General features: G+C 62.7%; 20 protein-coding genes. 4 read left to right on the top strand and 16 right to left on the bottom strand.

What is annotated here, in order from left to right:
* Positions 1-22 precede the first annotated feature (22 nt).
* From IHQ72_RS35715 to IHQ72_RS35725, 3 genes are all read right to left on the bottom strand, one after another.
* Positions 23-1,057, bottom strand: a complete 1,035-nt coding sequence (locus IHQ72_RS35715; protein WP_258120548.1) for an Hsp33 family molecular chaperone — start codon at positions 1,055-1,057, stop codon at positions 23-25.
* Positions 1,058-1,150: 93 nt separating this feature from the next.
* Entirely contained in the window at positions 1,151-2,062 is a 912-nt protein-coding gene (gene argF / locus IHQ72_RS35720) for an ornithine carbamoyltransferase (protein WP_123146572.1), read from the bottom strand.
* Positions 2,063-2,079: 17 nt separating this feature from the next.
* Positions 2,080-3,279 carry an aspartate aminotransferase family protein gene (locus IHQ72_RS35725; protein WP_258120549.1) on the bottom strand — a complete coding sequence of 400 codons (1,200 nt, stop codon included), beginning with the start codon at positions 3,277-3,279 and terminating at the stop codon, positions 2,080-2,082.
* A gap of 354 nt (positions 3,280-3,633) precedes the next feature.
* Here IHQ72_RS35725 and IHQ72_RS35730 point away from each other — a divergent pair, with 354 nt between their 5' ends.
* Positions 3,634-4,152 (top strand): GcrA family cell cycle regulator, encoded by a 519-nt coding sequence (locus IHQ72_RS35730; protein WP_095493542.1) that lies wholly within the window; start codon positions 3,634-3,636, stop codon positions 4,150-4,152.
* A gap of 63 nt (positions 4,153-4,215) precedes the next feature.
* Here the strand turns inward: IHQ72_RS35730 and IHQ72_RS35735 are convergent, their stop codons facing one another.
* The 3 genes from IHQ72_RS35735 to IHQ72_RS35745 form a co-directional block, all read right to left on the bottom strand.
* Positions 4,216-5,223 carry a magnesium and cobalt transport protein CorA gene (locus IHQ72_RS35735; protein WP_123146570.1) on the bottom strand — a complete coding sequence of 336 codons (1,008 nt, stop codon included), beginning with the start codon at positions 5,221-5,223 and terminating at the stop codon, positions 4,216-4,218.
* A gap of 91 nt (positions 5,224-5,314) precedes the next feature.
* Positions 5,315-6,040, bottom strand: a complete 726-nt coding sequence (gene phoU, locus IHQ72_RS35740; RefSeq protein WP_258120550.1) for a phosphate signaling complex protein PhoU — start codon at positions 6,038-6,040, stop codon at positions 5,315-5,317.
* A gap of 188 nt (positions 6,041-6,228) precedes the next feature.
* Positions 6,229-7,515, bottom strand: coding sequence for a sensor histidine kinase (locus tag IHQ72_RS35745; RefSeq protein ID WP_258120551.1), 1,287 nt, complete (start codon positions 7,513-7,515; stop codon positions 6,229-6,231).
* A 217-nt stretch (positions 7,516-7,732) separates the two neighbouring features.
* On the opposite strand from IHQ72_RS35745, the gene ppk2 reads away from it, so the two are divergent.
* Positions 7,733-8,641, top strand: a complete 909-nt coding sequence (ppk2, locus tag IHQ72_RS35750) for a polyphosphate kinase 2 (protein WP_258120552.1) — start codon at positions 7,733-7,735, stop codon at positions 8,639-8,641.
* 70 nt (positions 8,642-8,711) lie between these two features.
* Here the strand turns inward: ppk2 and IHQ72_RS35755 are convergent, their stop codons facing one another.
* The 3 genes from IHQ72_RS35755 to IHQ72_RS35765 form a co-directional block, all read right to left on the bottom strand.
* Positions 8,712-9,458 (bottom strand): enoyl-CoA hydratase-related protein, encoded by a 747-nt coding sequence (locus tag IHQ72_RS35755; RefSeq protein WP_123146566.1) that lies wholly within the window; start codon positions 9,456-9,458, stop codon positions 8,712-8,714.
* Positions 9,459-9,473: 15 nt separating this feature from the next.
* Positions 9,474-10,112 carry an acyl-homoserine-lactone synthase gene (locus tag IHQ72_RS35760; protein WP_095493548.1) on the bottom strand — a complete coding sequence of 213 codons (639 nt, stop codon included), beginning with the start codon at positions 10,110-10,112 and terminating at the stop codon, positions 9,474-9,476.
* A 97-nt stretch (positions 10,113-10,209) separates the two neighbouring features.
* Positions 10,210-10,941 (bottom strand): helix-turn-helix transcriptional regulator, encoded by a 732-nt coding sequence (locus tag IHQ72_RS35765; protein WP_095493549.1) that lies wholly within the window; start codon positions 10,939-10,941, stop codon positions 10,210-10,212.
* 258 nt (positions 10,942-11,199) lie between these two features.
* Between IHQ72_RS35765 and IHQ72_RS35770 the strand changes: the two genes are divergently transcribed.
* A complete protein-coding gene (locus IHQ72_RS35770) occupies positions 11,200-12,048 on the top strand; it encodes an ABC transporter substrate-binding protein (protein ID WP_374120319.1) in 849 nt (282 codons plus the stop codon).
* A 40-nt stretch (positions 12,049-12,088) separates the two neighbouring features.
* Here IHQ72_RS35770 and IHQ72_RS35775 read toward each other — a convergent pair whose 3' ends face one another.
* Positions 12,089-12,499, bottom strand: a complete 411-nt coding sequence (locus IHQ72_RS35775) for a tellurite resistance TerB family protein (protein WP_258120553.1) — start codon at positions 12,497-12,499, stop codon at positions 12,089-12,091.
* Positions 12,500-12,669: 170 nt separating this feature from the next.
* Here IHQ72_RS35775 and IHQ72_RS35780 point away from each other — a divergent pair, with 170 nt between their 5' ends.
* Entirely contained in the window at positions 12,670-14,319 is a 1,650-nt protein-coding gene (locus IHQ72_RS35780) for a lysine--tRNA ligase (protein WP_258120554.1), read from the top strand.
* On the opposite strand, the gene IHQ72_RS35785 is transcribed toward IHQ72_RS35780, so the two are convergent.
* The 6 genes from IHQ72_RS35785 to IHQ72_RS35810 all read right to left on the bottom strand — a co-directional run bounded on the left by IHQ72_RS35785 (position 14,282) and on the right by IHQ72_RS35810 (position 22,544).
* A complete protein-coding gene (locus IHQ72_RS35785; protein WP_258120555.1) occupies positions 14,282-15,130 on the bottom strand; it encodes a thermonuclease family protein in 849 nt (282 codons plus the stop codon). The two genes, IHQ72_RS35780 and IHQ72_RS35785, sit on opposite strands and share 38 nt — an antisense overlap.
* Positions 15,131-15,139: 9 nt before the next feature.
* Positions 15,140-15,790 carry a S24 family peptidase gene (locus IHQ72_RS35790; protein WP_192362895.1) on the bottom strand — a complete coding sequence of 217 codons (651 nt, stop codon included), beginning with the start codon at positions 15,788-15,790 and terminating at the stop codon, positions 15,140-15,142.
* 81 nt (positions 15,791-15,871) lie between these two features.
* Positions 15,872-18,091 (bottom strand): 3-hydroxyacyl-CoA dehydrogenase NAD-binding domain-containing protein, encoded by a 2,220-nt coding sequence (locus IHQ72_RS35795; protein ID WP_258120556.1) that lies wholly within the window; start codon positions 18,089-18,091, stop codon positions 15,872-15,874.
* Between the two features lie 14 nt (positions 18,092-18,105).
* Entirely contained in the window at positions 18,106-19,314 is a 1,209-nt protein-coding gene (locus IHQ72_RS35800) for an acetyl-CoA C-acetyltransferase (RefSeq protein ID WP_258120557.1), read from the bottom strand.
* Between the two features lie 31 nt (positions 19,315-19,345).
* Complete coding sequence (locus IHQ72_RS35805) at positions 19,346-20,515, bottom strand: acyl-CoA dehydrogenase family protein (RefSeq protein ID WP_258120558.1); 1,170 nt, start codon at positions 20,513-20,515, stop codon at positions 19,346-19,348.
* A gap of 232 nt (positions 20,516-20,747) precedes the next feature.
* Positions 20,748-22,544 carry an acyl-CoA dehydrogenase gene (locus tag IHQ72_RS35810; protein WP_258120559.1) on the bottom strand — a complete coding sequence of 599 codons (1,797 nt, stop codon included), beginning with the start codon at positions 22,542-22,544 and terminating at the stop codon, positions 20,748-20,750.
* Positions 22,545-22,662: the final 118 nt, after the last annotated feature.

The raw sequence follows: 22,662 nt of genomic DNA on the forward strand, positions 1-22,662 counted from the left end.
AGATAGGCAGCACTGACGCTCGTTATTGCGCGGCGGCAAACTCCGCCGGGTCGAAGTCATATTGTTTCGAGCAGAATTCGCAGGCGACGTGAATGCCGCCATCCTCGGTGCTGTCCCTGATCTCGTCGGCGGAGAAGCCTCCGAGAATGCCGCGGATCTTCTCCCTGGAGCATGAGCACTGGTCGGCAACCGGTACGCCGCCGAAGACGCGCACGCCGTGCTCGTGGAACAGCCGGTAAAGCAGCCGCTCGGCGCCGATCGTCGGGTCGATCAGTTCCGTCGGCTCAATGGTGCCAAGCAACGCCAGCAGTTCCTGCCAGGAATTGTCGGCCGGATCGTGGATCTCCTGGCGCGGATCGCCGTCGCCGCCCGGAAGATCGGGCACGCGCATGCGGTCCGGCGATTGAGGCAGGAACTGCGCCAGGATGCCACCGGCACGCCATTGCTCGCGGGCGCCGCCGACGCCGGGCGTCAACAGCTTGGCCACCGTGAGCCTGAGATCGGTCGGGATCTGTTCCGACTGCCGAAAATAGGTGCGCGCGGCCTGCTCCAGCGTCTCGCCTTCGAGCTGGACGATGCCCTGATAGCGCTGCGTGTGGGCGCCCTGGTCGATCGTCAGCGCCAGGACACCGCTGCCGAGCAGCGTCTGCTGCGAAGTCTCACCGGCAGACGTCAGAGCCTCCAGCCGGTCGGCGTCGAAGCGCGCGTAGGCGCGTAGCGCATGCGGCGTGGAAAAATCCGCCACCAGCATATCGACCGGTCCGTCCGTGCGGGTCTGCAGGATGAACTTGCCTTCGAACTTGAGCGAGGTGCCGAGCAGCACCGTCAGCACGCAGGCTTCCGCCAGCAGGCGAGCGACCGGCTCGGGATAGTCATGACGGCTGAGGATCGCGTCGAGCATCAGCCCGAGCTGGACGGTGCGGCCACGCACGTCGAGCGGGCCGACCTCGAAGGGCACGACATGATCGTCGCCAGCGTAGCCGAATTCGCCGAGTTTGGGTTGTTGTTCAGCCAATTGATGAGTTTCCAACATGACAAAGCTCCAGGGCGCGGCCATGCCGCCCTCCGGGGCGCATGCGTCGAAACGCGCTCGATTTGCGTGATGCGCCTGAGATAGGCACCACGCAGTGCCGGATCAAGGTGGCCCGGATCAAGCGCCCAGACACCAGGCCAAAACCGCCTTCTGGGCGTGGAGCCGGTTCTCGGCCTCGTCGAACACTACCGAATGCGGCCCGTCGATGACTTCGTCGGTGACCTCCTCGCCGCGATGCGCCGGCAGGCAGTGCATGAACAATGCGTCCGGCTTTGCCTTCGCCATCAGCGCCGCATTGACCTGGTAGGGGGAGAAGACATTGTGGCCGCGAGCACGGTGCTCCTGGCCCATCGACACCCAGCAGTCGGTGACGACGCAGTCGGCCTCGTGGACCGCCTCCTCGGGCGAGCGGGTGAAGTGCAACTTGCCGCCATGCGCCGTCGACCAATCGACATGCTTCTGCGCCGGCTCGCTGCCTTCCGGCACGGCGACGTTGAGGTTGAAGCGGAACCGCGCCGAGGCCTCCAGCAGGGAATGCAGCACGTTGTTGCCGTCGCCAGTCCAGGCGATTGTCTTGCCGGCGACCGGACCGCGATGCTCCTCGAAGGTCATGATGTCGGCCATCAGTTGGCAGGGGTGGGTATCGTCGGTCAGCCCGTTGATGACGGGAACGGTGGCGTTCTCGGTCAGCTCCAGCAGCCGGTCATGCGATGTGGTTCGGATCATGATCGCATCGACATAGCGTGACAGCACCTTGGCCGTGTCGGCGATGGTTTCGGAGCGGCCGAGCTGCATCTCGGTGCCGGTCAGCATGATGGTCTCGCCGCCGAGCTGGCGCATGCCGACGTCGAAGGACACGCGCGTGCGCGTCGACGGTTTGTCGAAGATCATCGCCAGCACTTTGCCTTCGAGCGGTTTTGTCCGCTCGCCAGCCTTGAGCCTTGCCTTTCGCACCACGGCATCGTCCAGCATGAAGCGCAGATCGCCCTCGGAAACGGCGGAAAGATCAGTGAAATGGCGAAGGCTCATTTGGGGTCTTTCGACTGTTACTTCGCGGCAGCCGCGGCGATGGCATCGGCCAGGCCCCGGGCGCCGGCACGGATGCGGTCGAGCGCCTCATGGATCTCGGCGTCGGTGACGGTGAGCGGCGGCAGCAGGCGAAGAACGTTGTCGCCGGCCGGAACCGCAAGCAGATGCTGGTCGCGCAACGCCATGTTCACCTTGGTGTTGGGTGCGGCGCATTTCAGGCCGAGCATCAGGCCTGTGCCCCTGATGTCTTCGATGATGTCAGGAAACTCGTCGGCGACGCCCGCCAGCCCCTGCTTCAGCAGCAACGCCTTGCGCTGGACATCCTCCAGGAAGCCGTCTTCCAGCACCACGTCGAGCACGGCGTTGCCGACCGCCATCGCCAGCGGATTGCCGCCGAAAGTCGTGCCGTGCACGCCGGCGGTCATGCCGACGGCCGCCTCGTCGGTGGCGAGACAGGCGCCCATCGGGAAGCCGCCGCCGATGCCCTTGGCAACCGCCATTATGTCGGGCGTGACGCCAGCCCATTCATGCGCGAACAGTTTTCCGGTGCGGCCGATGCCGCACTGGACCTCATCGAAGATCAGGAGCAGGCCATGCTGTTCGCAGAGCTGCCTCAGCCGCTTCAGCGACTGCGTCGGCACCGGGCGGATGCCACCCTCGCCCTGCACCGGCTCGATCAGTATCGCGGCGGTCTCGGGCGTGATCGCCTTTTCGGCGGCGTCGATGTCGTCGAAGCCGACCTGGTCGAAACCTTCGACCTTGGGTCCGAAGCCTTCCAGGTATTTATACTGGCCGCCGGCGGCGATGGTCGCCAGCGTGCGGCCATGAAAGGCGCCTTCGAAGCTGATAATGCGAAAGCGCTCGGGATGGCCCTTGACGAAGTGGTAGCGCCGCGCCGTCTTGATGGCGCATTCCAGCGCCTCGGCGCCGGAATTGGTGAAGAACACCTTGTCGGCGAAGGTGGCGTCGACCAGCCGCTCGCCCAGACGGCTCTGCCCCGGAATCTCGTAGAGGTTCGAGACATGCCAGACCTTGGCCGCCTGCTCGGTGAGTGCCGAGACCAGATGCGGATGGCTATGGCCCAGCGAATTCACGGCGACGCCGCCGCCAAAATCGAGATATCGCTCGCCCTTGTCGGTGACCAGCCAAGTGCCTTCCCCATGGTCGAAGGCCAGGGGTGCGCGGGTAAAGGTCTCGAAAAGCGCCGAACCGCTCATTATATGCGTCTCCGGAACCGGAAAATCAAAAAGCCGCCAAAGCGGCGGCCTTTGCGGCTTATCGTGTTTTTCGGCCATGAAGTCAACGAAAACGTCGCGCAAGGACGCGCGGCAAGCTCTCCAGCGAGACGCCGGCTCATCAGCGACCGGGCAAGTTGGGGAAAACCGAAAAAACCGATTCGTGTTGGCCCTCAGACTCTTGTCACCGAGTCAGCGCATAAGGTAATTGTAGTCGAGAAATAACTAGATTTCGTGCGGCGGACCTAATCACCCGATATATGTGGTGTCTGCCCGGCGGAAGCCGGATCGTGGAAGGATTCCGATCGCCGCACATTTCAGCAGGAGCGCGGTCTCATGAATTGGACTGACGAGCGGGTCGAACTTCTTAGAAAATTGTGGTCGGAGGGACTGAGCGCCAGCCAGATCGCCGCACAGCTCGGGGGCGTCAGCCGCAATGCCGTCATCGGCAAGGTGCATCGGCTGAAACTGTCGGGCCGCGGACGCTCGACCGCCACGCCGGCACGCCAGAAGAAGAGCGTGCAAGGATCGAGCGTCCAGAAATCGGTGTCGCGGGCGGCAAGCACCGCGCGGCATATCACCACGTCGATCGGCGCGACCGCGCTGCAGGCGCAATTCGACACCGTACCGGTGGCGCGTCATTACGTCCGTCCGGTCGAGAACGTCGTCGTGCCGATCTCGCGGCATCTGCAACTCGTCGAGTTGACCGAGCGGACATGCAAATGGCCGAATGGCGATCCGCTTTCGGAAGAGTTCCATTTCTGCGGCAACGACGCGGCCGAAACCGGACCCTATTGCAAGTACCACGCTCGCATTGCGTTTCAGCCCGCTTCGGAGCGGCGGCGCAGTCGCTGAATAGCGAATAGCCTTTGCGAAAGGCGCAAGGTCGTTTCTTGCCCTATTCGCCATTCGCTTCCTTCACAGCCAGCCGCTCTTGCGGAAGCGCCAGTAGAGAACCGAGCAGACCAAAATAATCGCTCCCAGAACGACCGGGTAGCCATATTCCATCCTAAGTTCCGGCATGTCGTTGAAGTTCATGCCGTAGATGCCTGCGAGCGCTGTCGGCACCGCCAGGATTGCAGCCCATGAGGCGAGCTTCTTGGTGATCGCCGTTTCCTGGCTCTGGCCAACCAGGAGGCTCGCCTCGAAGGCAAATGCGAGCACCTCCCGCAAGCTGTCGATCTTCTCCTGGACGGTGCGGATGTGGTCGGTGACGTCGCGGAACAGCGGGTGCATGGCCGCATGGATCTGCGGCAGGTCGGCGCTGGTCAGCCGGCGGCAGACTTCCACCAGCGGCAGCGCGGCGTTGCGCAGGCGCAAGAGATCGCGGCGCAGCATGTAGAGCCGCTCTATGTCGGAGCCGGTCATCGGCTTCAGCAGAACCCTGTCCTCGATCGCCTCGACCTCGTCCTCGATCTGCTCGAGCACCGGCATGTAGTTGTCGACGATGAAATCGAGAATGGCATAGAGGACGAAATCCTCGCCCTTGGCTAGCGAATGCGGGCAGCTTTCCCAATGCTGGCGAACGACGGCATAAGAAGTCGACGGACCGTGCCTGACGCTGACGATGTAGCCGGCGCCGACGAACAGATGCGTCTCGCCGAAGGTGACGCGCCTGTCGATCAGTTGAGCCGTGCGGGCAACGATGAACAACGCATCGCCATATTGCTCGATCTTCGGCCGCTGATGCGGATGCTCGGCGTCCTCGATCGCCAGATCGTGCAGGTGGAATTGCGCCTGGACGCGAAGCAACAGGTTGCGGTCCGGCTCCAGCAGGCCGATCCAGACGACATGACCTGGCTTCTTGGCCCATTCGCCAGCTTCCTCGATCGGAATGTCGGCGACACGCCGGCCGGCGGTATAGACGCTGGAAGCGACGATGGCCGATGTCGGCGGGGCCGGCGTCAGGTTCCGAACGGTTTCCATCGCTACCTCCTGGAGGCATGGCCTCGGGTCAGGATCAGGAACGTTCGGTAAAGCTTAGCCTAAATCAGCAATGGGTTCGAGAGGCAGCCGTTCACTTCGCCGGTAGCGTTGCGGGAAGCACAATCTTGTCTGTCTTGTCGCCCTTCGGCCGCTCGGCCGGCATCTGGTCGCCGGTGACGATGTAGTAGATCGTCTCGGCGATATTGGTGGCGTGATCGCCGATCCGCTCGATATTCTTGGCGCAAAACAGCAGGTGCGTGCAAGGCGTGATGTTGCGCGGATCTTCCATCATGTATGTCAGCAACTCGCGAAACAGCGAGGTGTACACGGCGTCGATCTGATCATCGCGATCACGCACGAAGCCGATCTTTTCCACCGAGCGCGACGCGTAGACGTCGAGCACTTCCTTGAGCTGCGTCAACGCCAGGTCGGCCAAGGCCTCAATGCCACGGAACAGGCTGGTCGGCTGGCGCCCTTCTATGACGGCAACCACGCGCTTGGCGACATTCTTGCCGAGGTCGCCGACCCGTTCGAGGTCCGCCGAGATGCGGATCGCGCCGACGATCTCGCGCAAATCCGTCGCCATCGGCTGGCGCTTGGCGATGATGATGATCGCCTTGTCGTCGATCTCGCGCTGCCCTTCGTCCAGAACGGCATCGTCACGGATGACTTTCTGGGCAAGGCCGGGGTCGGCGTTGACCAGGGCCGCGATCGCCTGTTCGACCATGCGTTCGGCATGCCCGCCCATCGCGGCGATGCGCTTCGACAGATATTTCAGCTCCTCGTCATAGGCGCTGACGATGTGCACGGACTGCATGGAGATGCCTTCCCGGGGTCTTCTGGTCCGAGTCGTTTCCTCGAATCCCCGCTGATACGCTAGCCGGATGACAGAAAAAAGAAACCGTTAGAGCGACGTGCGTCCACTTGGACACAGAGTACGCTCTAAGTCCCTTATCCACGCATCCGGCTGTCCTAAAATCTTCCGGTTTTCGGGCCGACGCGTTCTTAGGTAGTGAGGCGTCCGTGCGCTGGCAAATGCACCGTGAAAGCTGCGCCCTTGCCGACCTCCGACTTGATTGAGAGCCTGGCGTTGTGGCGCGTCAGGATATGCTTGACGATGGACAGGCCAAGCCCGGTGCCTTTCTGGGTCCGGCTGTTTTCGACATCGACGCGGTAGAAGCGTTCGGTGATGCGCGGGATGTGCTCCTCGGGAATGCCGGGACCGAAGTCCCGGATGGTGACGTCAATGCCCGGTTCGGGACCGTCATCGCTATGAGCAATCGTCACCACGACACGTCCACCCGACTGTCCGTATTTGCAGGCGTTTTCCAGCAGATTCTCGAAAACCTGGAAAAGTTCATCGCGGTCCCCCGGCACATTGAGCGGCCCTTCCGCGAAATCCCGCTCGATGGCAACGCCGTTTTCCCTGGCAAGCGGCCCCAGCGAGTCGATGACGCTGTCGAGGGTCTGGCGGAGATCGACCTCGGTTCCCGGCTTCAGATAAGGTTTCATTTCCAGTCGCGACAGCGACAGCAGGTCGTCGATCAGGCGCGCCATGCGGCCGGTCTGGTTCTGCATGATCTGCAGGAACTGCTCGCGCGCCGCCGGGTCGTTGCGGGCCGGGCCGCGCAGCGTCTCGATGAAACCGGAGATCGAGGCGAGCGGGGTGCGCAGTTCATGGCTGGCATTGGCGATGAAGTCGGCCCGCATCCGGTCGATGCGTCGCGCCTCGCTCTGGTCCTTGAAGACCAGCACATAGAGGTCGGTGCCGTGACCGACCGAAGACGCACTCACCCGATAGGCCCGTTCGACCGGCAGCTTTTCGGTATAGTCAACGACATCCGAAGCGGCGGCGCCCGATAAAATACTGTCCAGCAAGGCCTGCATCTCGGGCGCCCGGAATTTCAGCGACAGCAACATGCCCGGTGCGATGCCGCCGAAGGCGGCGAAGGCGGCGGCGTTGGCATGGACGATCGTGGCGGTGCGATCGAAGATGATCAGCGGATCGGCAACGGCGGCCGCCAGATATTCTCCCGACAGCTGTTGTAGCCCGCCCGCCTCGATCGCCGCGGCATCCTCAGCGGACTGGCGCGCAACGCCGGCCGGCAGCATCGCGGCGGCAAGCAGCAGCACGGCACATGCCAGCAGCACCACATAGCCGGTCACGTCTGCGAAACCATAGACCGTCAGGACCGCGACGATGCCGGCCGCCAGCAGCAAGCGGCTGTTCCACAACCGGGTGGCGACCAGTTGCGCTGTGCTTCGCTGTTCTGTGCCGCCCATGTCAGCCATTGTCAGCCATTCGCGCGCACTCCTCCACCCGGTCCGGCCGGGTGCAAACTTCCCGCTGGACCGGCGCTAGAGCGCCGTGCGTCCAATTGGACGCACAGAGGACGCTCTACCACTGTTAATCTGCTGCATCGTTCTTTCCGAAAACGATTCCGATTTTCGGGCCGATGCAGTAAGGCTCCCAATAGCATGAGTCCGGAAACTGGAAAGGTTCGTCTCGATGAAAAACCCCAAGGAAGATGCCGCCGCGCCCGTTCCAGGTCCGCTGAAGATCCGCATCGACGGCAAGGAGCGCGAGTTCGACATCGAGGATCCAAAGCTTCCGGACTGGGTCGAAGACAACAAGCTGAGCGCCGGCGGCTACCCCTACGACAAGAAAATGAAAAGCGACGAGTATGACGAGACGCTCGAGCGGCTGCAGATCGAGCTGGTCAAGGCGCAGGCATGGCTGCAATCGACGGGCAAGCGGGTGATGTCGCTGTTCGAAGGACGCGATGCCGCAGGCAAGGGCGGCACGATCTTCGCGCTGCGCCAGTACATGAACCCCAGGACAGCGCGCAACGTAGCGCTGACCAAGCCTAGCCCAACCGAACTCGGGCAATGGTATTTTCAGCGCTATGTCGCGCACTTCCCGACATCCGGCGAGTTCGTCACCTTCGACCGCTCCTGGTATAATCGCGCCGGCGTCGAGCCGGTCATGAGCTTCTGCACGCCGGAGCAGCACCAGAAATTCCTGGACGAGACGCCGTATTTTGAACGGATGATCTGCAACGAGGGCATCCATTTCTTCAAGTTCTGGCTAAACATCGGTCGGGAAACACAGCTTGAGCGATTTCACGATCGCCGCTGGAGTCCTTTGAAGAGCTGGAAATTCTCGCCGATCGACATTGCCGGCATCACCAAATGGGACGACTACACCAAGGCGCGCGATCTCATGTTCGCACGCACGCACGAGGAATTCGCGCCCTGGATCATCGTGCGTGCCAACGACAAGCAGCGCGCGCGACTTGCCATCATCCGGCGCATCCTGTTGTCGCTTCCCTATGACGGCCGCGATCTCGACGCCATCGGCAAGGAAGACAAGAAGATCATCGGGGAAGGGCCTTCGTTCCTGGGAATACAGGCCTGAAGAGTGCCGCGCGCCCCCAAGGACGCGCGGCACGATTCCAGATGTTCCTGTCATTCTGCCGAATGACTTCTCATGCCGCCAGCCGAGCAATCCGCTGCAGCCGCCGCAGCGTGGTATCGTCCTGTAAAGCCTGCTGAAACAGCGAAATCTCCTGGTCAATGCGATCGCAGAGCGCGCCTGTGTCGCCCTTGAGCAGGTCGCGCGTCTGCAGCAGTGCGGCGACCGGCTTCTTGGCGAGTTGCCTGGCTCTGCCAAGTGCGGCTTCCTCGACATCGCCCACCACGATCTCCGTGACCAGGCCAAGCAACCTGGCGTCCTCGGCACTGAGCGTGTCGCCCAGGCAGAAGAAGCGGAAAGCGCCGGCATAACCGAGTTTCTGCGGCGCCAGGATGCTGGTCGCCGCGTCCGGCACGAGGCCGAAATCGACGAACGGCACCCGGAACGTGCTTTCATCAGATGCGATCACCATGTCGCAATGGAACAGGATGGTGCAGCCGACGCCGACGGCGTCGCCATCGACACAGGCAAGGACCGGTTTCGGGAACGTCGCCAATGTGCGGAACATGTCGGTGACGGCGGCGATCAATCGTTGATGCTTGGTGGCGTCGAGGAATTCGGAAAAATCGCCGCCGAGGCAGAAGCAGCCGGCGAGGCCGCGCAGCACCACGACGCGCACATCATCGTCGATTGCGGCTTCGTGGAAGATCTTGGCCAGGCTTTCATAAGCTCGCCCGTCCAGCACGGGTCGGCCGTCTTCCGACGACACCGTGACAATCAGGGTATGATTCCGAAACTCTGTTTGCGGGTGGATGTTCATGGCTGTCTCCAATTCTCACGAGGCCTGCCTCATTCCGAGCCTGTCGGGATATCCCCTGGCCAGCACCGGCGCGAAATGACTGCGACGCGAACGCACCACCTCAAGCGTATGCTCGTTGAAGGTGAGCAGTGTGGCGACGACCTGCTGGTTGCCATAGGTGCGCTGGTAGCCAAGCGGCTTCGCCAGGAAGTGCAACTGCAGCGCCCGCAGGACCCACATCGGCTCGAACTCGATGATCACCTGGTTGACGTTCCGCTTCAGCCCCCACTCGACGAAGCCGGCAATGAGCTCGGTGCCGACCGTCGAGACGCCGCGCTTGCCGTCACGAAATCCCGGCGCCACCGCGTAGCGGGTCAGTTCCCAAACGTTCGGGCCGGACGGTGGCGTCCCTTCATAGAGGTCCGCCAGCACCTCGGTCAGAAGATGCGCCCGCGTTGTCGGCAACATCCGCTGATAACCGGCGAGCTCGCCATTGCGGACGACGAGCTGATGCACCGCCTCGTCATGGTCGAACTGATCGATCTCAAGGCCATCGGGGCGCTGCAGGTCGGTCCACCCCATCTCCTCGACGAAAATCTTGTAGCGCAATCGATGGACGGCCTCCCAAAGGTCGGGACGTTCCATAAGTTCCTGTGTGGTAAGGGAAAAAAGCATCTGCCGTCTCCTAGGTTCAATAGGAAGATACGGCCGGGCTGTCCCGAGAAAATTACGCGATCACGTAGGCAAGAATTTCTAGGCCGGCACGGCCGAGCTAGCTAATATAGCCGCGCCTTATCGCTTCCGCGACCGCCTGCACCCGGTTGACGGCACCGAGTTTGCTTTTGGCGTTAAGAAGGTGTTTCTCTGACGTGTGTTCCGAAATGCCGAGAATCTGTGAAATCTCCCATTCGGACTTGCCGACGGCGGCCCATTGCATGCATTCGCGCTCACGCGGCGTCAGTTCGACGTGGTCGATGGTCTGGGCCGCCATCGTGTGGAGTTGCATGGCACGGCCGATCGCATAGGTCGCGGCCAGCGACACCAGTCCGAAATCGGCGCCAGACAATTCGACGGCTTCGCCGCCGAGCGACACCATGACGATCTGGCCATCGAGCGTGACCAGCGGGAAGGCCAAACCGTCGCGCAGCTTGAATTCGCCGGCGTCGCCCATCACTTCGCCGCTGCTCTTGTCGATGCGGATGCTCTGGGACGCCTCCCGCCACTGGAACGGCGCCTGAAGCTGCTTCATGTGGCTGACGACGGGGTCGTGGTCGACATAGTTGCGCGCCACATAGCGCTCCAGCCATTCTCCCGGCCACTCGCAAAGCAGCACATGGTCCTTTTGCTGGCCTCTTGGCGTGCCCGGTTGCGGAACCGTTCCGGCCATCAGCGCAGTCAGGCCGAACTCCGAGGTTATGCCAAGCAGCTTTTCGCAGACTGCGGCCGCCGTATTGGCGTGCTGCAGCTGATCTATGAATTCCAGTGTACGATCGAAGTGGCCCATCGCAACATCTACCCCATGTTGCCTTCCGCGTTGAGATCAACGGTCCAGTGCTGACCTGCACTTTGGCATCGACCCCGGATTACAAACCTGCTCCTCTCTGTTTGCAGCGCCTTGCAGCTACCCTCCAGCCGACGCCACACATGTTTGCAAGCTCGCTGAAGCATAACCCTAAATCGGCGTGATGAAATCAAAAACCGTTGTGCCTGTGTCATTTTCGTACCAAAAGCCACATTGGACAGGACAGGGCGGAGCTCGATCGTGGCAATTCGGTGGATATCCGTCGTCTTGATGCTGTCAATGACGGGGGCACAGTGGCTCACGGCAGCGCGTGCCGCGGAGCCGCAAGTGCCGGTGCTGTGGGATGCAAAGGAGCGGCTGCCGAAGCCTGACCTTTCCGCGCTGCCGCGTCTGAGATTCCTGACCACCACTGATTTCCCGCCGTTCAACTTCCTCGACGGGGCAGGCCGCTTGTCCGGCTTCCACGTCGATCTGGCGCGCGCCATCTGCGACGAACTCGGCGTCGCGGAAAAATGCCAGATCCAGGCGCTGCCCTGGGCCGAGCTCGAAGGAGCGCTGCAGAAGGGCGAGGGCGAAGCAATCATTGCCGGCATCGCCGCCACGCCGGAGTCGCGGTCGAAGTACGCCTTCTCCCGTTCCTACCTGCAGTTTCCTGCGCGCTTCATCATGCCGAAGACAAAGGCGCTCGCGGAACCGATCTTCGACAGACTGCGCGGCAGGCGCGTCGGCGTGATCGCCGGCTCCGCGCATGAGCGGATGCTGCGCGAATATTTCGGCACCGTTCAGGTCGTCCCCTTCGACCGGCCGGAAGAACTCTATGATGATCTCAAGGCCGGCAAGGTCGACGCCGCCTTCGGCGACGGCATGCGCTTCGCCTTCTGGCTGGGCGGTTCGGATGCCGCAGCATGCTGCCGCTTTGCCGGCGGACCGTATCTGGCGCCAGAATATCTGGGCTCGGGCATGGCCATCGCCACCAGGGCCAACGATCCGGCGCTGGCCGCAGCGTTCGACTACGCACTGCAGGAGATTTCGGTGAAAGGCGTCTTCGCCGAATTCTATCTGCGCTATTTCCCGGTCAGTTTTTTCTGATCCGGTCCGGTCAGCTTCTTCTGACCCTTCAGGGCGCCGATCAAGTCAGCGTGCGAAGGCGGGCCTTGGCGGCGCGGGCGATGGCGGCCACGGTGAGCGTGTCGAGATCGAGTTGGCGACGGATAAGCTGCAGCACCCTCACCTCCTCCAAGCGCATTTCGAGGTCGACGGCGGCAACCTCGAAGGCTGCGGCATAGGCGGTATCAAGCAGGCGTTCGGGCAGTGCGTCAGCGACCCGCGCCAAAACACCTTCCAGCCCGTCCTTTTCGTGCAGCATCTTTTGGCAGTCCTGGGCGACGCCGACCAGCCGGTCATGGTCGAAGTCCTCGAACACCGGCCATGAGCGGACGACGTCGCCGATCCGCGCCAGTTCGACATCGGTCATGTCGCGATCGGACGCGGAGGTGATGACCATCAGATAGATCAGGGCTTCATGCGGCGGCAACGACATTAAAAACTCCTCAAACGGGCTCCGAAGTTAGGAACGCGGCACCGACGCCGCAAGGAAAAAGAGCCGCGATCGTTGACGCCCACGGCAGGCACGCCTAGAGACCGGTTGAAAAAGCCTCTTCCGGCCCCCTTTTTGCGGCGATGCCGGCGAACAGTTTGGAAAACAGTGACATGGCGGGATCAAACATCATCGATCTCAATCCCGAGGTGCTTGCGGCAGCGGCCGAAAGCAAGGCGTGGCCGTTCGAGGAAGCCAGGAAGATCGTCGAGCGCTACAAAGGCACTGACTTTCCCGAGACCGTACTGTTTGAGACCGGCTACGGTCCGTCGGGGCTGCCGCACATCGGTACTTTCGGCGAGGTCGCACGCACCTCGATGGTGCGCCACGCCTTCCGCGTCCTCACCCGGGACACGGTCAAGACCAAGATATTGTGCTTTTCCGACGACATGGACGGCATGCGCAAGATTCCGGACAGCGTCCCCGATCGCGCCGCACTCGAGCCGCACCTGCACAAGCCGCTCTCGTCCGTCCCCAATCCTTTCGGCGGCGACTATACGAGCTTCGCAGACCACAACAACGCAATGCTTTGCCGTTTCCTGGACACGTTCGGCTTCGACTACGAGTTCGCCAGCGCGACGGAATACTACAAGGCTGGCCGTTTCGACGACGTTCTGCTGCGCGCTGCCGAACGTTTCGATAAGATTATGGACGTGATGCTGCCGACGCTCGGAGAGGAGCGTCAGACGACCTACAGTCCGTTCTTGCCGATTTCCCCCAAAAGTGGCCGCGTGCTTTACGTCCCCATGAAGCATGTCGACGCCAAGGCCGGCACTATCACCTTCGATGATGACGGCACCGAAACCACGCTGCCCATAACCGGCGGCAGGGTGAAGCTGCAGTGGAAGCCGGATTTCGGCATGCGCTGGGCGGCGCTCGGCGTCGATTTCGAAATGTTCGGCAAAGATCACCAGACGAATGCGGTGATCTACGACCGTATCTGCAATATCCTGGGCGGGCGCGCGCCCGAGCATTTCGTCTATGAGCTGTTCCTGGACGAGAACGGCCAGAAGATTTCGAAGTCGAAGGGCAACGGACTGACCATAGACGAGTGGCTGACCTACGCGCCGACCGAAAGCCTCGAGCTCTACATGTACCAGCGGCCGCGGCAGGCCAAGAAGCTCTATTTCGACGTCATTCCGAAGGCGGTGGACGAGTATTACGCCTTTCTGTCCGCCTATCGCCGGCAGGAGTGGAAGGAGCGGCTGGGAAATCCCGTCTGGCACATGCATGACGGTAACCCGCCTGTCGTCGACCTGCCGGTGTCGTTCGCGCTGCTGCTCAATTTGGTCAGTGCCTCGAACGCCCAGAACAAGGACGTGCTGTGGGGGTTCATTTCGCGCCACACATCAGGCGTGACGCCGAAGACCCATCCCGAGCTCGACCGGCTGGCCGAGTATGCAATCCGCTATTTCGACGATTTCGTGAAGCCGGCTAAGGTGTACCGGGCCGCCGACGCGGTCGAGCGCGAGGCGCTGACGAAACTCTCCGAGGCGCTCGCCGCGTTGCCGCCAGATGCCGATGGCGAGGTGATCCAGAATGCCGCCCTCAACGTTGCGCGCAAGATCGAACGCTATCAGGACCGTTCGAAGCAGAGCCCGGAAGGCGGACCGGGCGTCTCCGTCGCCTTTTTCCAGATGATCTACCAGGTGCTGATCGGACAGGAGCGCGGCCCGCGCTTCGGTTCCTTCGCCGCGCTCTACGGCATCGCAGAAACGCGCACGCTCATTCAGAAGGCGCTGGCTGGTCAGCTGGCGGCGTAGCCGTCGTCTCGGTTGGCGGTGTAGCCGTCGCCGACGGATCGAGAATCGGCTGCGTCGGCTGCGCTGCCGCGACAGGGGCTGGTGCCGGAGGCAGGCCGGAGAGACTGGGCGCCGGCCCGAAAATGCCCTTCCTCGCCGTACGCGCCTTCTCGCCGGCCTCGACGTAAGGGCCACCCTTGGCTGCGCGCGCCCAGCCGTTTTCGATCAACCACTGACCGACATCCTGGTTGCCAACGCGGCATTCAGCGGCGATCAGGTCGCGGCCGCCTTCGGGCGGCACCGCGCAAACCACCGCCCGGCCGCGCAGGAAAGCACGGAACGCCGTTCGCGCCCGGCTGCCGCACGTCCAGGATTTGCCGCCGTCGGCGCAAGTCTCGTCCTGCCTGACGATGTCGATACCCGAAATCGCGACCGAGTAGCCCTTGGCCTGGATCACACCGGCGGCAGTTGCAATCGGCTGGAACAGTTTTGTCCCGTTCCAGTCGTCGGGCATTTTCGATTTGGGCGGTCTGGCCAGCGCCAGATCACTCAGCGGCGCGCGCGGCTCGACCCGTTCAAGCTCTTCGGGTTGAAGCTGCGGCGGCGCGACGACCTCGGGATCGATGGCTGTGGAATGCGCCTCCGGCCTCGCCGCCTTGGGTCGCGGGATCGCTGATGTGGCAGGCGCTTCGGATTGCGCCGCCATGCCGGCCTGCGCTCGAGCTGCGACACGGCCGTTTTCGTCGTGCAGCACGGCGCGGCCGCCGGCGGTGATCGCGGCCCCCATCACCAGGATCGTCAACACCGCAGCGGCTGCATGAAACGGGCGCACCGGCGGCCCTTACTGGCTTGCCCAGACAATCCGCGCCACCCATTCGACATCGCGCATGGGGATGTCGCGGTCCGGGTGATCGGGATTGAGCGAGACCAGCATGATCGACTTCGCCGTCTGACGGTCCAGCACCTTGGCCATGACCTCGCCGGCATTGGTCTTGACGACGACCCGGTCGCCCTTGCGGGTGGCAGCGCCCGGCTCGACGATCAGCACGTCGCCGTTGCGATAGAGCGGCAGCATGGAATCGCCCTGGACCTGCAGCGCATAGGAGGTTCCGGTCGCCTGTGCCGGAAGCTCGATCAGGTCCCAGCCCTGCCCCGCCGGAAAGCCGGCATCATCGAAGAAACCGCCGGCGCCGGCCTGGGCGAAGCCGAGCAGCGGCACCGAAGACCTCTGTGCGGGCAGGGGTCCTGGGCCGGGCTTGCCGCGGCCTTCGACGAGTCCCGTGAATTCGTCGAGCGAGGCGCCCGTCGCCTCGATGATCTTGGCCAGCGATTCGGTCGACGGCCAGCGCGGCCGCCCGTCCGAGGACAACCGCTTCGACTTGTTGAAGGCGGTCGAATCGAGGCCCGCACGCTTCGCCAGCCCCGAGGCCGAGAGCGAATAACGCTCGGCGAGAGCATCGATTGCGGCCCATACGCGGTCATGCGAGAGCACTTTTGCTCTCCTTCAGAACAGGAAAAAATACCTTCTCTGTTCTAACCGGTGGCCGCGATCTTGTCCACCAAGAAGGCGGCGTCACGCCGCCTTCTTGGCCTCGCTCCTGGCATAGGGATCGAAGCGTTCGTAGAAAGTCTCGCCCTTTTCCGCCATGTCGAGCAGGAGCTTCGGCGCCTTGAACTCGGCGCCGTACTTCTTCTGCAGACCCTTGGCGATCTTGACGAATTTCTTTGCGCCGATGCCGTCGATGTAGGACAGCACGCCGCCGGTAAAGGGCGCGAAGCCGAAAGCGAGGATCGAGCCGACATCGGCTTCGCGCGGATCGGTGACGATGCCCTCCTGCATCACCCGGGCCGCCTCCAATGCAATGGTGACCAGGAGCCGCTGCTTCAGTTCCTCATAGTCGACCTTTTCAGGCGCCAACTGCGGATAGAGATCCTTCAGACCCGGCCACAACTTCTTCTTGGCAGGCTTTTGCGGATAGTCGTAAAAACCCTTGCCGTTCTTGCGGCCAAAGCGGCCATGACTATCGACCAGCGTGTTGATCAGCGCCATCTGCTTCGGGTCGACCGCGTTTTCGCCGAGATCGCGCATGGTCTGCTTCATGATCTTCTGCGCGAGGTCGATCGCCGTTTCGTCCGTGAGCGCCAGAGGACCGACCGGCATGCCGGCGGCCTTCGCCGCATTCTCGATCATCGGCGCCGGAACGCCCTCGATGAGCATCTTGTAGGCTTCCGACATATAGCGCAGCACGCAGCGGTTGACGTAGAAGCCTCGCGTGTCGTTGACGACGATCGGCGTCTTCTTGATGGCGCGGACGAAGTCGATCGCGGTGGCCAGCGCCTTGTCGCCCGTCTTCTTGCCCAAAATGATCTCGACCAGCATCATCTTGTCGACCGGCGAGAAGAAATGGATGCCGATGAAATTCTTCGGCCGCGCTGAATTCTTCGCCAGCGACGTGATCGGGATGGTAGACGTATTCGAGGCGAAGACCGCCGCCGGCTTCAGCATGGCCTCCGCCTTTTCGGTGGCGTCCTTCTTGACGCCCGAATCCTCGAACACCGCCTCGATCACCAGGTCGCAGCCTGCGAGGTCGGCATAGTCGGCCGTCGGCGTGATCAGCGACAGCAGCCTGTCCTTGTCCTCCGGCTTGGCGCGGCCCTTCCTGACCTGATCCGAGATCAGGCTGTCCGAATGCGCCTTGCCCTTGGCGGCAGCTTCCATGTCGCGGTCGAGCAGCGCCACCGGAATGCCGGCCCTGGCCGTAACATAGGCGATGCCGGCGCCCATGAAACCGGCGCCGAGCACGCCGATCTTCTTGAACTTGGTTTCCGGCGCGCCGGCCGGGCGGCGAGCACCCTTGTTCAGTTCCTGCAGCGACACGAACAGCGAGCGGATCATCGCCGCCGCTTCTCTTGTCTGCATGATCTCGGTGAAATAGCGCTGCTCGATGCGCAAAGCGGTGTCGAACGGCACCAGCAGGCCTTCATAGACGCATTTCAGGATGGCGGCGGCGGCAGGATAGTTGCCATAGGTCTCGCGACGCAGGATGGCGATTGCCGGTGGCCACAGATTGGCGCCGGCCACCGAATAGATCGGGCCGCCGGGCAGCTTGAAGCCCTTCTCGTCCCACGGCGCCACCGGCTTCAAGCCATTTTTGATCATGGCTTTGGCGGTTTCGACCAGCTTTTGCGGCTCGGCGATCTCGTGGATCAGGCCCATCGACTTGGCCTTCTGCGGCGACAGCGTCTGGCCGGAGGTCAGCATCTGCAGCGCCTGCTGCTGGTCGGTTAGCCGCGGCACGCGCTGGGTGCCGCCGGCGCCTGGGAAAATGCCGATCTTCACTTCGGGGAGCGCCATCCTGACCTTGTCGGAATCGGCCGCGACACGACCATGGCAAGCGAGCGACAGCTCGAACGCGCCGCCCATGCAGGTGCCGTTGATCGCCGACACCCATGGCTTGCCTGAGGTTTCCAGCTTGCGGAACAGGCCGGTCATATAGCCGGCGTTGTCGAACAGCGCCTTGGTCGCCTTGTCCAGGTCCTTGGCTTTGTCAGCGGCGAAGGTCGCCAACATCTTTTGCAGCATGGTGATGTCGGCGCCGCCCGAGAAACTATCCTTGCCGGAGGTGATCACCGCCCCCTTTATCGCCGCGTCGCTCGCCACCTTGTCGACAATGGAGTTCAGTTCCAGCATCGCTTCTTCGGTGAAGACGTTCATCGACCGGCCAGGCATGTCCCAGGTGACCAGCGCGATGCCGTCGGCGTCGATGTCGAGGGTGAAATTGGTATAGCTCATCGGTCTCTCTCCCGTCAGACGCGTTCGATGATCGTTGCGGTGCCCATGCCGGCGCCGATGCAGAGCGTCACCAGCGCGGTATCGAGGTCGCGACGCTCAAGTTCGTCCAGCACCGTTCCGAAGATCATCGCACCCGTGGCGCCGAGCGGATGGCCCATGGCGATGGCGCCGCCATTGACGTTGATCCTGTCGTGCGAAATATCGAAAGCCTGCATGTAGCGCAGCACCACCGAGGCGAAAGCCTCGTTGAGCTCGAACAGATCGATGTCCGACAGCTTCATCCTGGCGCGCTTCAGCAGCTTCTCGGTCACGTCTACCGGACCGGTCAGCATCAGAACCGGTTCCGAACCGATATTGGCGAATGCACGGATGCGCGCGCGCGGCTTCAGGCCGATCGTCTTTCCAGCCTTCTTCGAGCCGAGCAGAACGGCCGCCGCGCCGTCGACGATACCGGACGAATTGCCGGCGTGGTGGACGTGGTTGACCTCTTCCACCTCGGGATGCTTCTGCACCGCGACGGCATCGAAGCCGCCCATTTCGCCGGGCATGACGAAAGACGGGTTGAGTGCCGCCAGCGACTGCATATCGGTCGCAGGCCGCATGTGCTCATCGTGGTCGAGGATGGTCAGGCCGTTCTGGTCCTTGATCGAGATCACCGATTTCTTGAAGCGGCCCTCGCCCCAGGCTTTGGCAGCACGCTTCTGGCTCTCGACCGCATAGGCGTCGACGTCGTCGCGCGAAAAGCCGTATTTCGTGGCGATCAGGTCGGCCGAGATGCCTTGCGGCACGAACCAGCCCGGCAGGCCAACCGAGGGGTCCATGAACCAGGCGCCACCGGATGCGCCCATGCCGACGCGCGACATCGATTCGACGCCGCCGGCGATGACAATCTCGTCGGCGCCTTGCGCAATTTTGGCTGCGCCGAAATTGATGGCGTCCAGGCCAGAGGCGCAGAAGCGCGAGATCTGCATGCCGGGCGCTTTCGTGTCGTAGCCCGCCTCGAAGGCGGCGGCGCGCGGAATAACAGACCCCGCCTCGCCCACCGGGTCGACGCAACCGAAGATGATGTCGTCGACGGTGCCGGTATCCAGCCCATTGCGGTCGCGGATCGCCTCGAGCACTTTGGCGCCGAGCCGCACCGCCGGCACCTCGTGCAGCGAGCCATCCTTCTTGCCCCTGCCGCGCGGCGTGCGCACGGCGTCATAGACATAAGCTTCGGCCATTTTCCTGCTCCTTGGTTTGCCGAAAAGTCGCTCAGAGAGAGCGTCCAATCAGCAATTTCATGATCTCGTTGGTGCCGCCGTAGATACGCTGGACGCGGGCGTCGCGGAACATGCGGGCGATCGGATACTCATTCATGTAGCCATAGCCGCCATGCAATTGAAGGCATTCGTCGACGACTTTTCCCTGCAGGTCGGACAGCCAGTATTTGGCCATCGAGGCCGTCACCGGGTCGAGGCCTCCATTGATATGGCGGGCGACGCAGTCATTGTAGAAGACGCGGCCGATGGTCGCTTCGGTCTTCAGTTCGGCCAGCTTGAACTGGGTATTCTGGAATTCGATAATCGCTTTGCCGAAGGCTTTGCGCTCCTTGACGTAGTCGATGGTCTGCGCCAGCGCCCGCTCGATCATGGCGATGGCGCCGGTGCCGATCTGCAGCCGCTCCTGCGGCAATTGTTGCATCAGTTGGACGAAGCCCTGGCCTTCCTCGTGACCGAGCAGATTGGAGGTCGGCACGCGCATATCGTTGAAGAACAGTTCCGACGTGTCGTTGGCCTTGAGCCCGATCTTGTCGAGGTTGCGGCCGCGCTCGAACCCTTCCACCTCGTCGGTCTCGACGACGATCAGCGAAGTGCCCTTGGCGCCTTTCTCCGGATCGGTCTTGGTGACGATTATGATGAAGTTGGCGAGCTGGCCGTTGGTGATGAAGGTCTTCGAGCCGTTGACCTTGTATTGGTTGCCATCCTTCTCGGCTCGCGTCTTGACGCCCTGCAGGTCGGAGCCGGCGCCGGGCTCGGTCATGGCGATGGCGCCGATCAACTCGCCGGTCGCCAGTTTCGGCAGCCATTTCTTCTTCTGCTCCTCCGAGCCGTAGTGGAGGATGTAAGGGGCGACGATCGAACTATGCAGGCCGATGCCGAAACCGTCGACGCCGACATGGCCGATCGCCTCGATGATGGCGCTCTCATGCGCGAATGTCCCGCCCGAACCGCCATATTCCTCCGGCATCGAGGCACAGAGCAGACCGGCCGCACCTGCCTTCAGCCAGCTCTCGCGGTCGACCATCTCGTTCTTCTCGAACTCGTCATAGCGCGGCGCGATCTCTTCCGACATGAAGCGGTGCGCCATGTCGTAGAGCATGCCCACCTCGTCCGCCGCCCAGGCGGGTTTCGGGAGGCCGAGGATTTCGGCGGGGTTGGTCATGCTATTTCTCCCGCGCCAACGCTCCCCTCCCCCTCGAGGGGAGGGTGGCCGCGAAGCGACCGGGTGGGGTCGCCGGTGGCGTGCTCGATCTTATCTTTTACAACCTGCGCCATATGCCACGGCATTGCGATTATTCTCCTCCCAAGGCATGTCACCAGTCGGCGCGCTGCACGCAGGACCCCTCCCGGCCCTTCGGGCCAACCTCCCCTCGAGGGGGAGGGGAACGTCGAGCTTAGAACGCTTCCGCCGGCAGCGCCATTAGCGTGTCCGCGCCGCTGGAGATGCGGGCGAGGTGCGCCGACGTCTCCGGCATGATCCGCTCCATGAAGAAGCGCGCCGTCACCAGCTTGCTGTCGTAGAAGGCAGAAGAACCATTGGCGTCATTCGCCAATTTCGCCCCGGCTGCCTTGGCCATCTGCGCCCACATATAGCCCAGTGCCACCAGGCCGAAGAGATGCATGTAGTCGGTCGAGGCGGCACCGGCGTTGTCGGGCTTGGTCATGCCGTTCTGCATCAGCCACATCGTCGCCGCCTGCAGATCGTTGAGGCCCTTCTTCAGCGCCTTGGTAAAGGGCGCCATCTTCTCGTCAGTGCGGTTCTCTTCGCAGAACTCGCCGACCTCCTTGAAGAAGGCCTGCACGGCGCGGCCGCCATTCAAGGCCAGTTTGCGGCCGACGAGGTCGAGCGCCTGGATGCCGTTGGCGCCCTCGTATATCATGGCGATGCGGGCATCGCGCACGAACTGGCTCATGCCGTGCTCTTCGATATAGCCGTGGCCGCCGAACACTTGCTGCGCCATCACCGCGTGGTCGAAGCCCTTGTCGGTGAGCACGCCCTTGACCACCGGCGTCATCAGGCCGGTGTAGTCGTCGGCGGCCTGGCGGTCCTTGTCGTCACTGGCACGGTGCGCGATGTCCGACTTGATCGCCGTCCACAGCGCCAGCGCGCGGCCGGCCTCGTTGAAGGCCTTCATAGTCATCAGGCTGCGGCGGATGTCGGGATGGACGATGATCGGATCGGCCTTCTTGTCCGGCGCCTTCGGCCCGGACAGCGAGCGGCCCTGCAGGCGATCCTTGGCATAGGACACAGCGTTCTGGTAGGCGACCTCCGACAGAGAGAGCCCTTGCAGGCCGACGCCGAGCCGGGCCTCGTTCATCATCGTGAACATGGCCTTCAGCCCGCCATTGGCGTCGCCGAGCAGCATGCCTTGCGCCTCGTCATAGTTCATGACGCAGGTCGAATTGCCATGGATGCCCATCTTCTCCTCGATCGAGCCGCAGGAGACGGTGTTCTTCTCGCCCGGATTGCCGGATGCATCGAGCTTGAGCTTCGGCACGATGAACAGAGAAATACCCTTCACGCCTTCCGGTGCGCCCTCGATGCGGGCCAGCACGAGGTGGACGATGTTGTCCGACATGTCGTGCTCGCCGGCCGAGATGAATATCTTCTGGCCTGAAATCCTGTAGGTGCCGTCTCCATTGGGAACCGCCTTGGTGCGCAGCAGGCCGAGATCGGTGCCGCAATGCGGCTCGGTCAGGTTCATGGTGCCGGTCCAGATGCCCTCGACCAGCTTCGGCAGCCATGTCGCCTTCTGCTCGTCGGTGCCATGGGTAATGATCGCCGCGATCGCGCCCTGCGTCAGGCCGGGATACATCATCAGCGACATGTTGGCCGAAACCATATACTCGGAAACAGCGGTATGCACCGCGTAAGGCAGACCCTGGCCGCCAAATTCGATGGGTGCGGCCAGCCCCATCCAGCCGCCGTCGCGATACTGGTCGAAGGCCTCCTTGAAGCCTTTCGGCGTCGTCACCGAACCGTCGTCATGGCGCACGCAGCCTTGCATATCGCCGACGCGGTTCAGCGGCTGCATGACGTTTTCGGCGAGCTTGGCGCCTTCGGCGAGGATGGCCTCGACCACATCCGGCGTCGCGTCGGAAAATCCGGGAAGATTGGAATAGCGCTGGTAGCGCAGTACCTCGTTCAGCACGAACAGCGTGTCCTGAACCGGCGCCCTGTAGATCGGCATGCGTTTCCTCCACCATGCGGCCTTGGCTCCGAAATCAAGCCCCAGAAAATGGATCAGGGACAGCATGCGGACCAATGTTCAGGTCGGGATAGCAAAAGTTGACGTTTGCGTAAACGTC

It is taken from the genome of Mesorhizobium onobrychidis, from assembly GCF_024707545.1.
Classification (GTDB): Bacteria; Pseudomonadota; Alphaproteobacteria; order Rhizobiales; family Rhizobiaceae; genus Mesorhizobium; species Mesorhizobium onobrychidis.

What these genes read in the sequence shown, in the direction of transcription:
- IHQ72_RS35715 (WP_258120548.1), bottom strand. Translation starts at nt 1,057, where the DNA reads ATGGCCGCGCCCTGGAGCTTTGTCATGTTGGAAACTCATCAATTGGCT.
- argF (WP_123146572.1), bottom strand. Translation starts at nt 2,062, where the DNA reads ATGAGCCTTCGCCATTTCACTGATCTTTCCGCCGTTTCCGAGGGCGAT.
- IHQ72_RS35725 (WP_258120549.1), bottom strand. Translation starts at nt 3,279, where the DNA reads ATGAGCGGTTCGGCGCTTTTCGAGACCTTTACCCGCGCACCCCTGGCC.
- IHQ72_RS35730 (WP_095493542.1), top strand. Translation starts at nt 3,634, where the DNA reads ATGAATTGGACTGACGAGCGGGTCGAACTTCTTAGAAAATTGTGGTCG.
- IHQ72_RS35735 (WP_123146570.1), bottom strand. Translation starts at nt 5,223, where the DNA reads ATGGAAACCGTTCGGAACCTGACGCCGGCCCCGCCGACATCGGCCATC.
- phoU (WP_258120550.1), bottom strand. Translation starts at nt 6,040, where the DNA reads ATGCAGTCCGTGCACATCGTCAGCGCCTATGACGAGGAGCTGAAATAT.
- IHQ72_RS35745 (WP_258120551.1), bottom strand. Translation starts at nt 7,515, where the DNA reads ATGGCTGACATGGGCGGCACAGAACAGCGAAGCACAGCGCAACTGGTC.
- ppk2 (WP_258120552.1), top strand. Translation starts at nt 7,733, where the DNA reads ATGAAAAACCCCAAGGAAGATGCCGCCGCGCCCGTTCCAGGTCCGCTG.
- IHQ72_RS35755 (WP_123146566.1), bottom strand. Translation starts at nt 9,458, where the DNA reads ATGAACATCCACCCGCAAACAGAGTTTCGGAATCATACCCTGATTGTC.
- IHQ72_RS35760 (WP_095493548.1), bottom strand. Translation starts at nt 10,112, where the DNA reads ATGCTTTTTTCCCTTACCACACAGGAACTTATGGAACGTCCCGACCTT.
- IHQ72_RS35765 (WP_095493549.1), bottom strand. Translation starts at nt 10,941, where the DNA reads ATGGGCCACTTCGATCGTACACTGGAATTCATAGATCAGCTGCAGCAC.
- IHQ72_RS35775 (WP_258120553.1), bottom strand. Translation starts at nt 12,499, where the DNA reads ATGTCGTTGCCGCCGCATGAAGCCCTGATCTATCTGATGGTCATCACC.
- IHQ72_RS35780 (WP_258120554.1), top strand. Translation starts at nt 12,670, where the DNA reads ATGGCGGGATCAAACATCATCGATCTCAATCCCGAGGTGCTTGCGGCA.
- IHQ72_RS35795 (WP_258120556.1), bottom strand. Translation starts at nt 18,091, where the DNA reads ATGAGCTATACCAATTTCACCCTCGACATCGACGCCGACGGCATCGCG.
- IHQ72_RS35800 (WP_258120557.1), bottom strand. Translation starts at nt 19,314, where the DNA reads ATGGCCGAAGCTTATGTCTATGACGCCGTGCGCACGCCGCGCGGCAGG.
- IHQ72_RS35805 (WP_258120558.1), bottom strand. Translation starts at nt 20,515, where the DNA reads ATGACCAACCCCGCCGAAATCCTCGGCCTCCCGAAACCCGCCTGGGCG.
- IHQ72_RS35810 (WP_258120559.1), bottom strand. Translation starts at nt 22,544, where the DNA reads ATGCCGATCTACAGGGCGCCGGTTCAGGACACGCTGTTCGTGCTGAAC.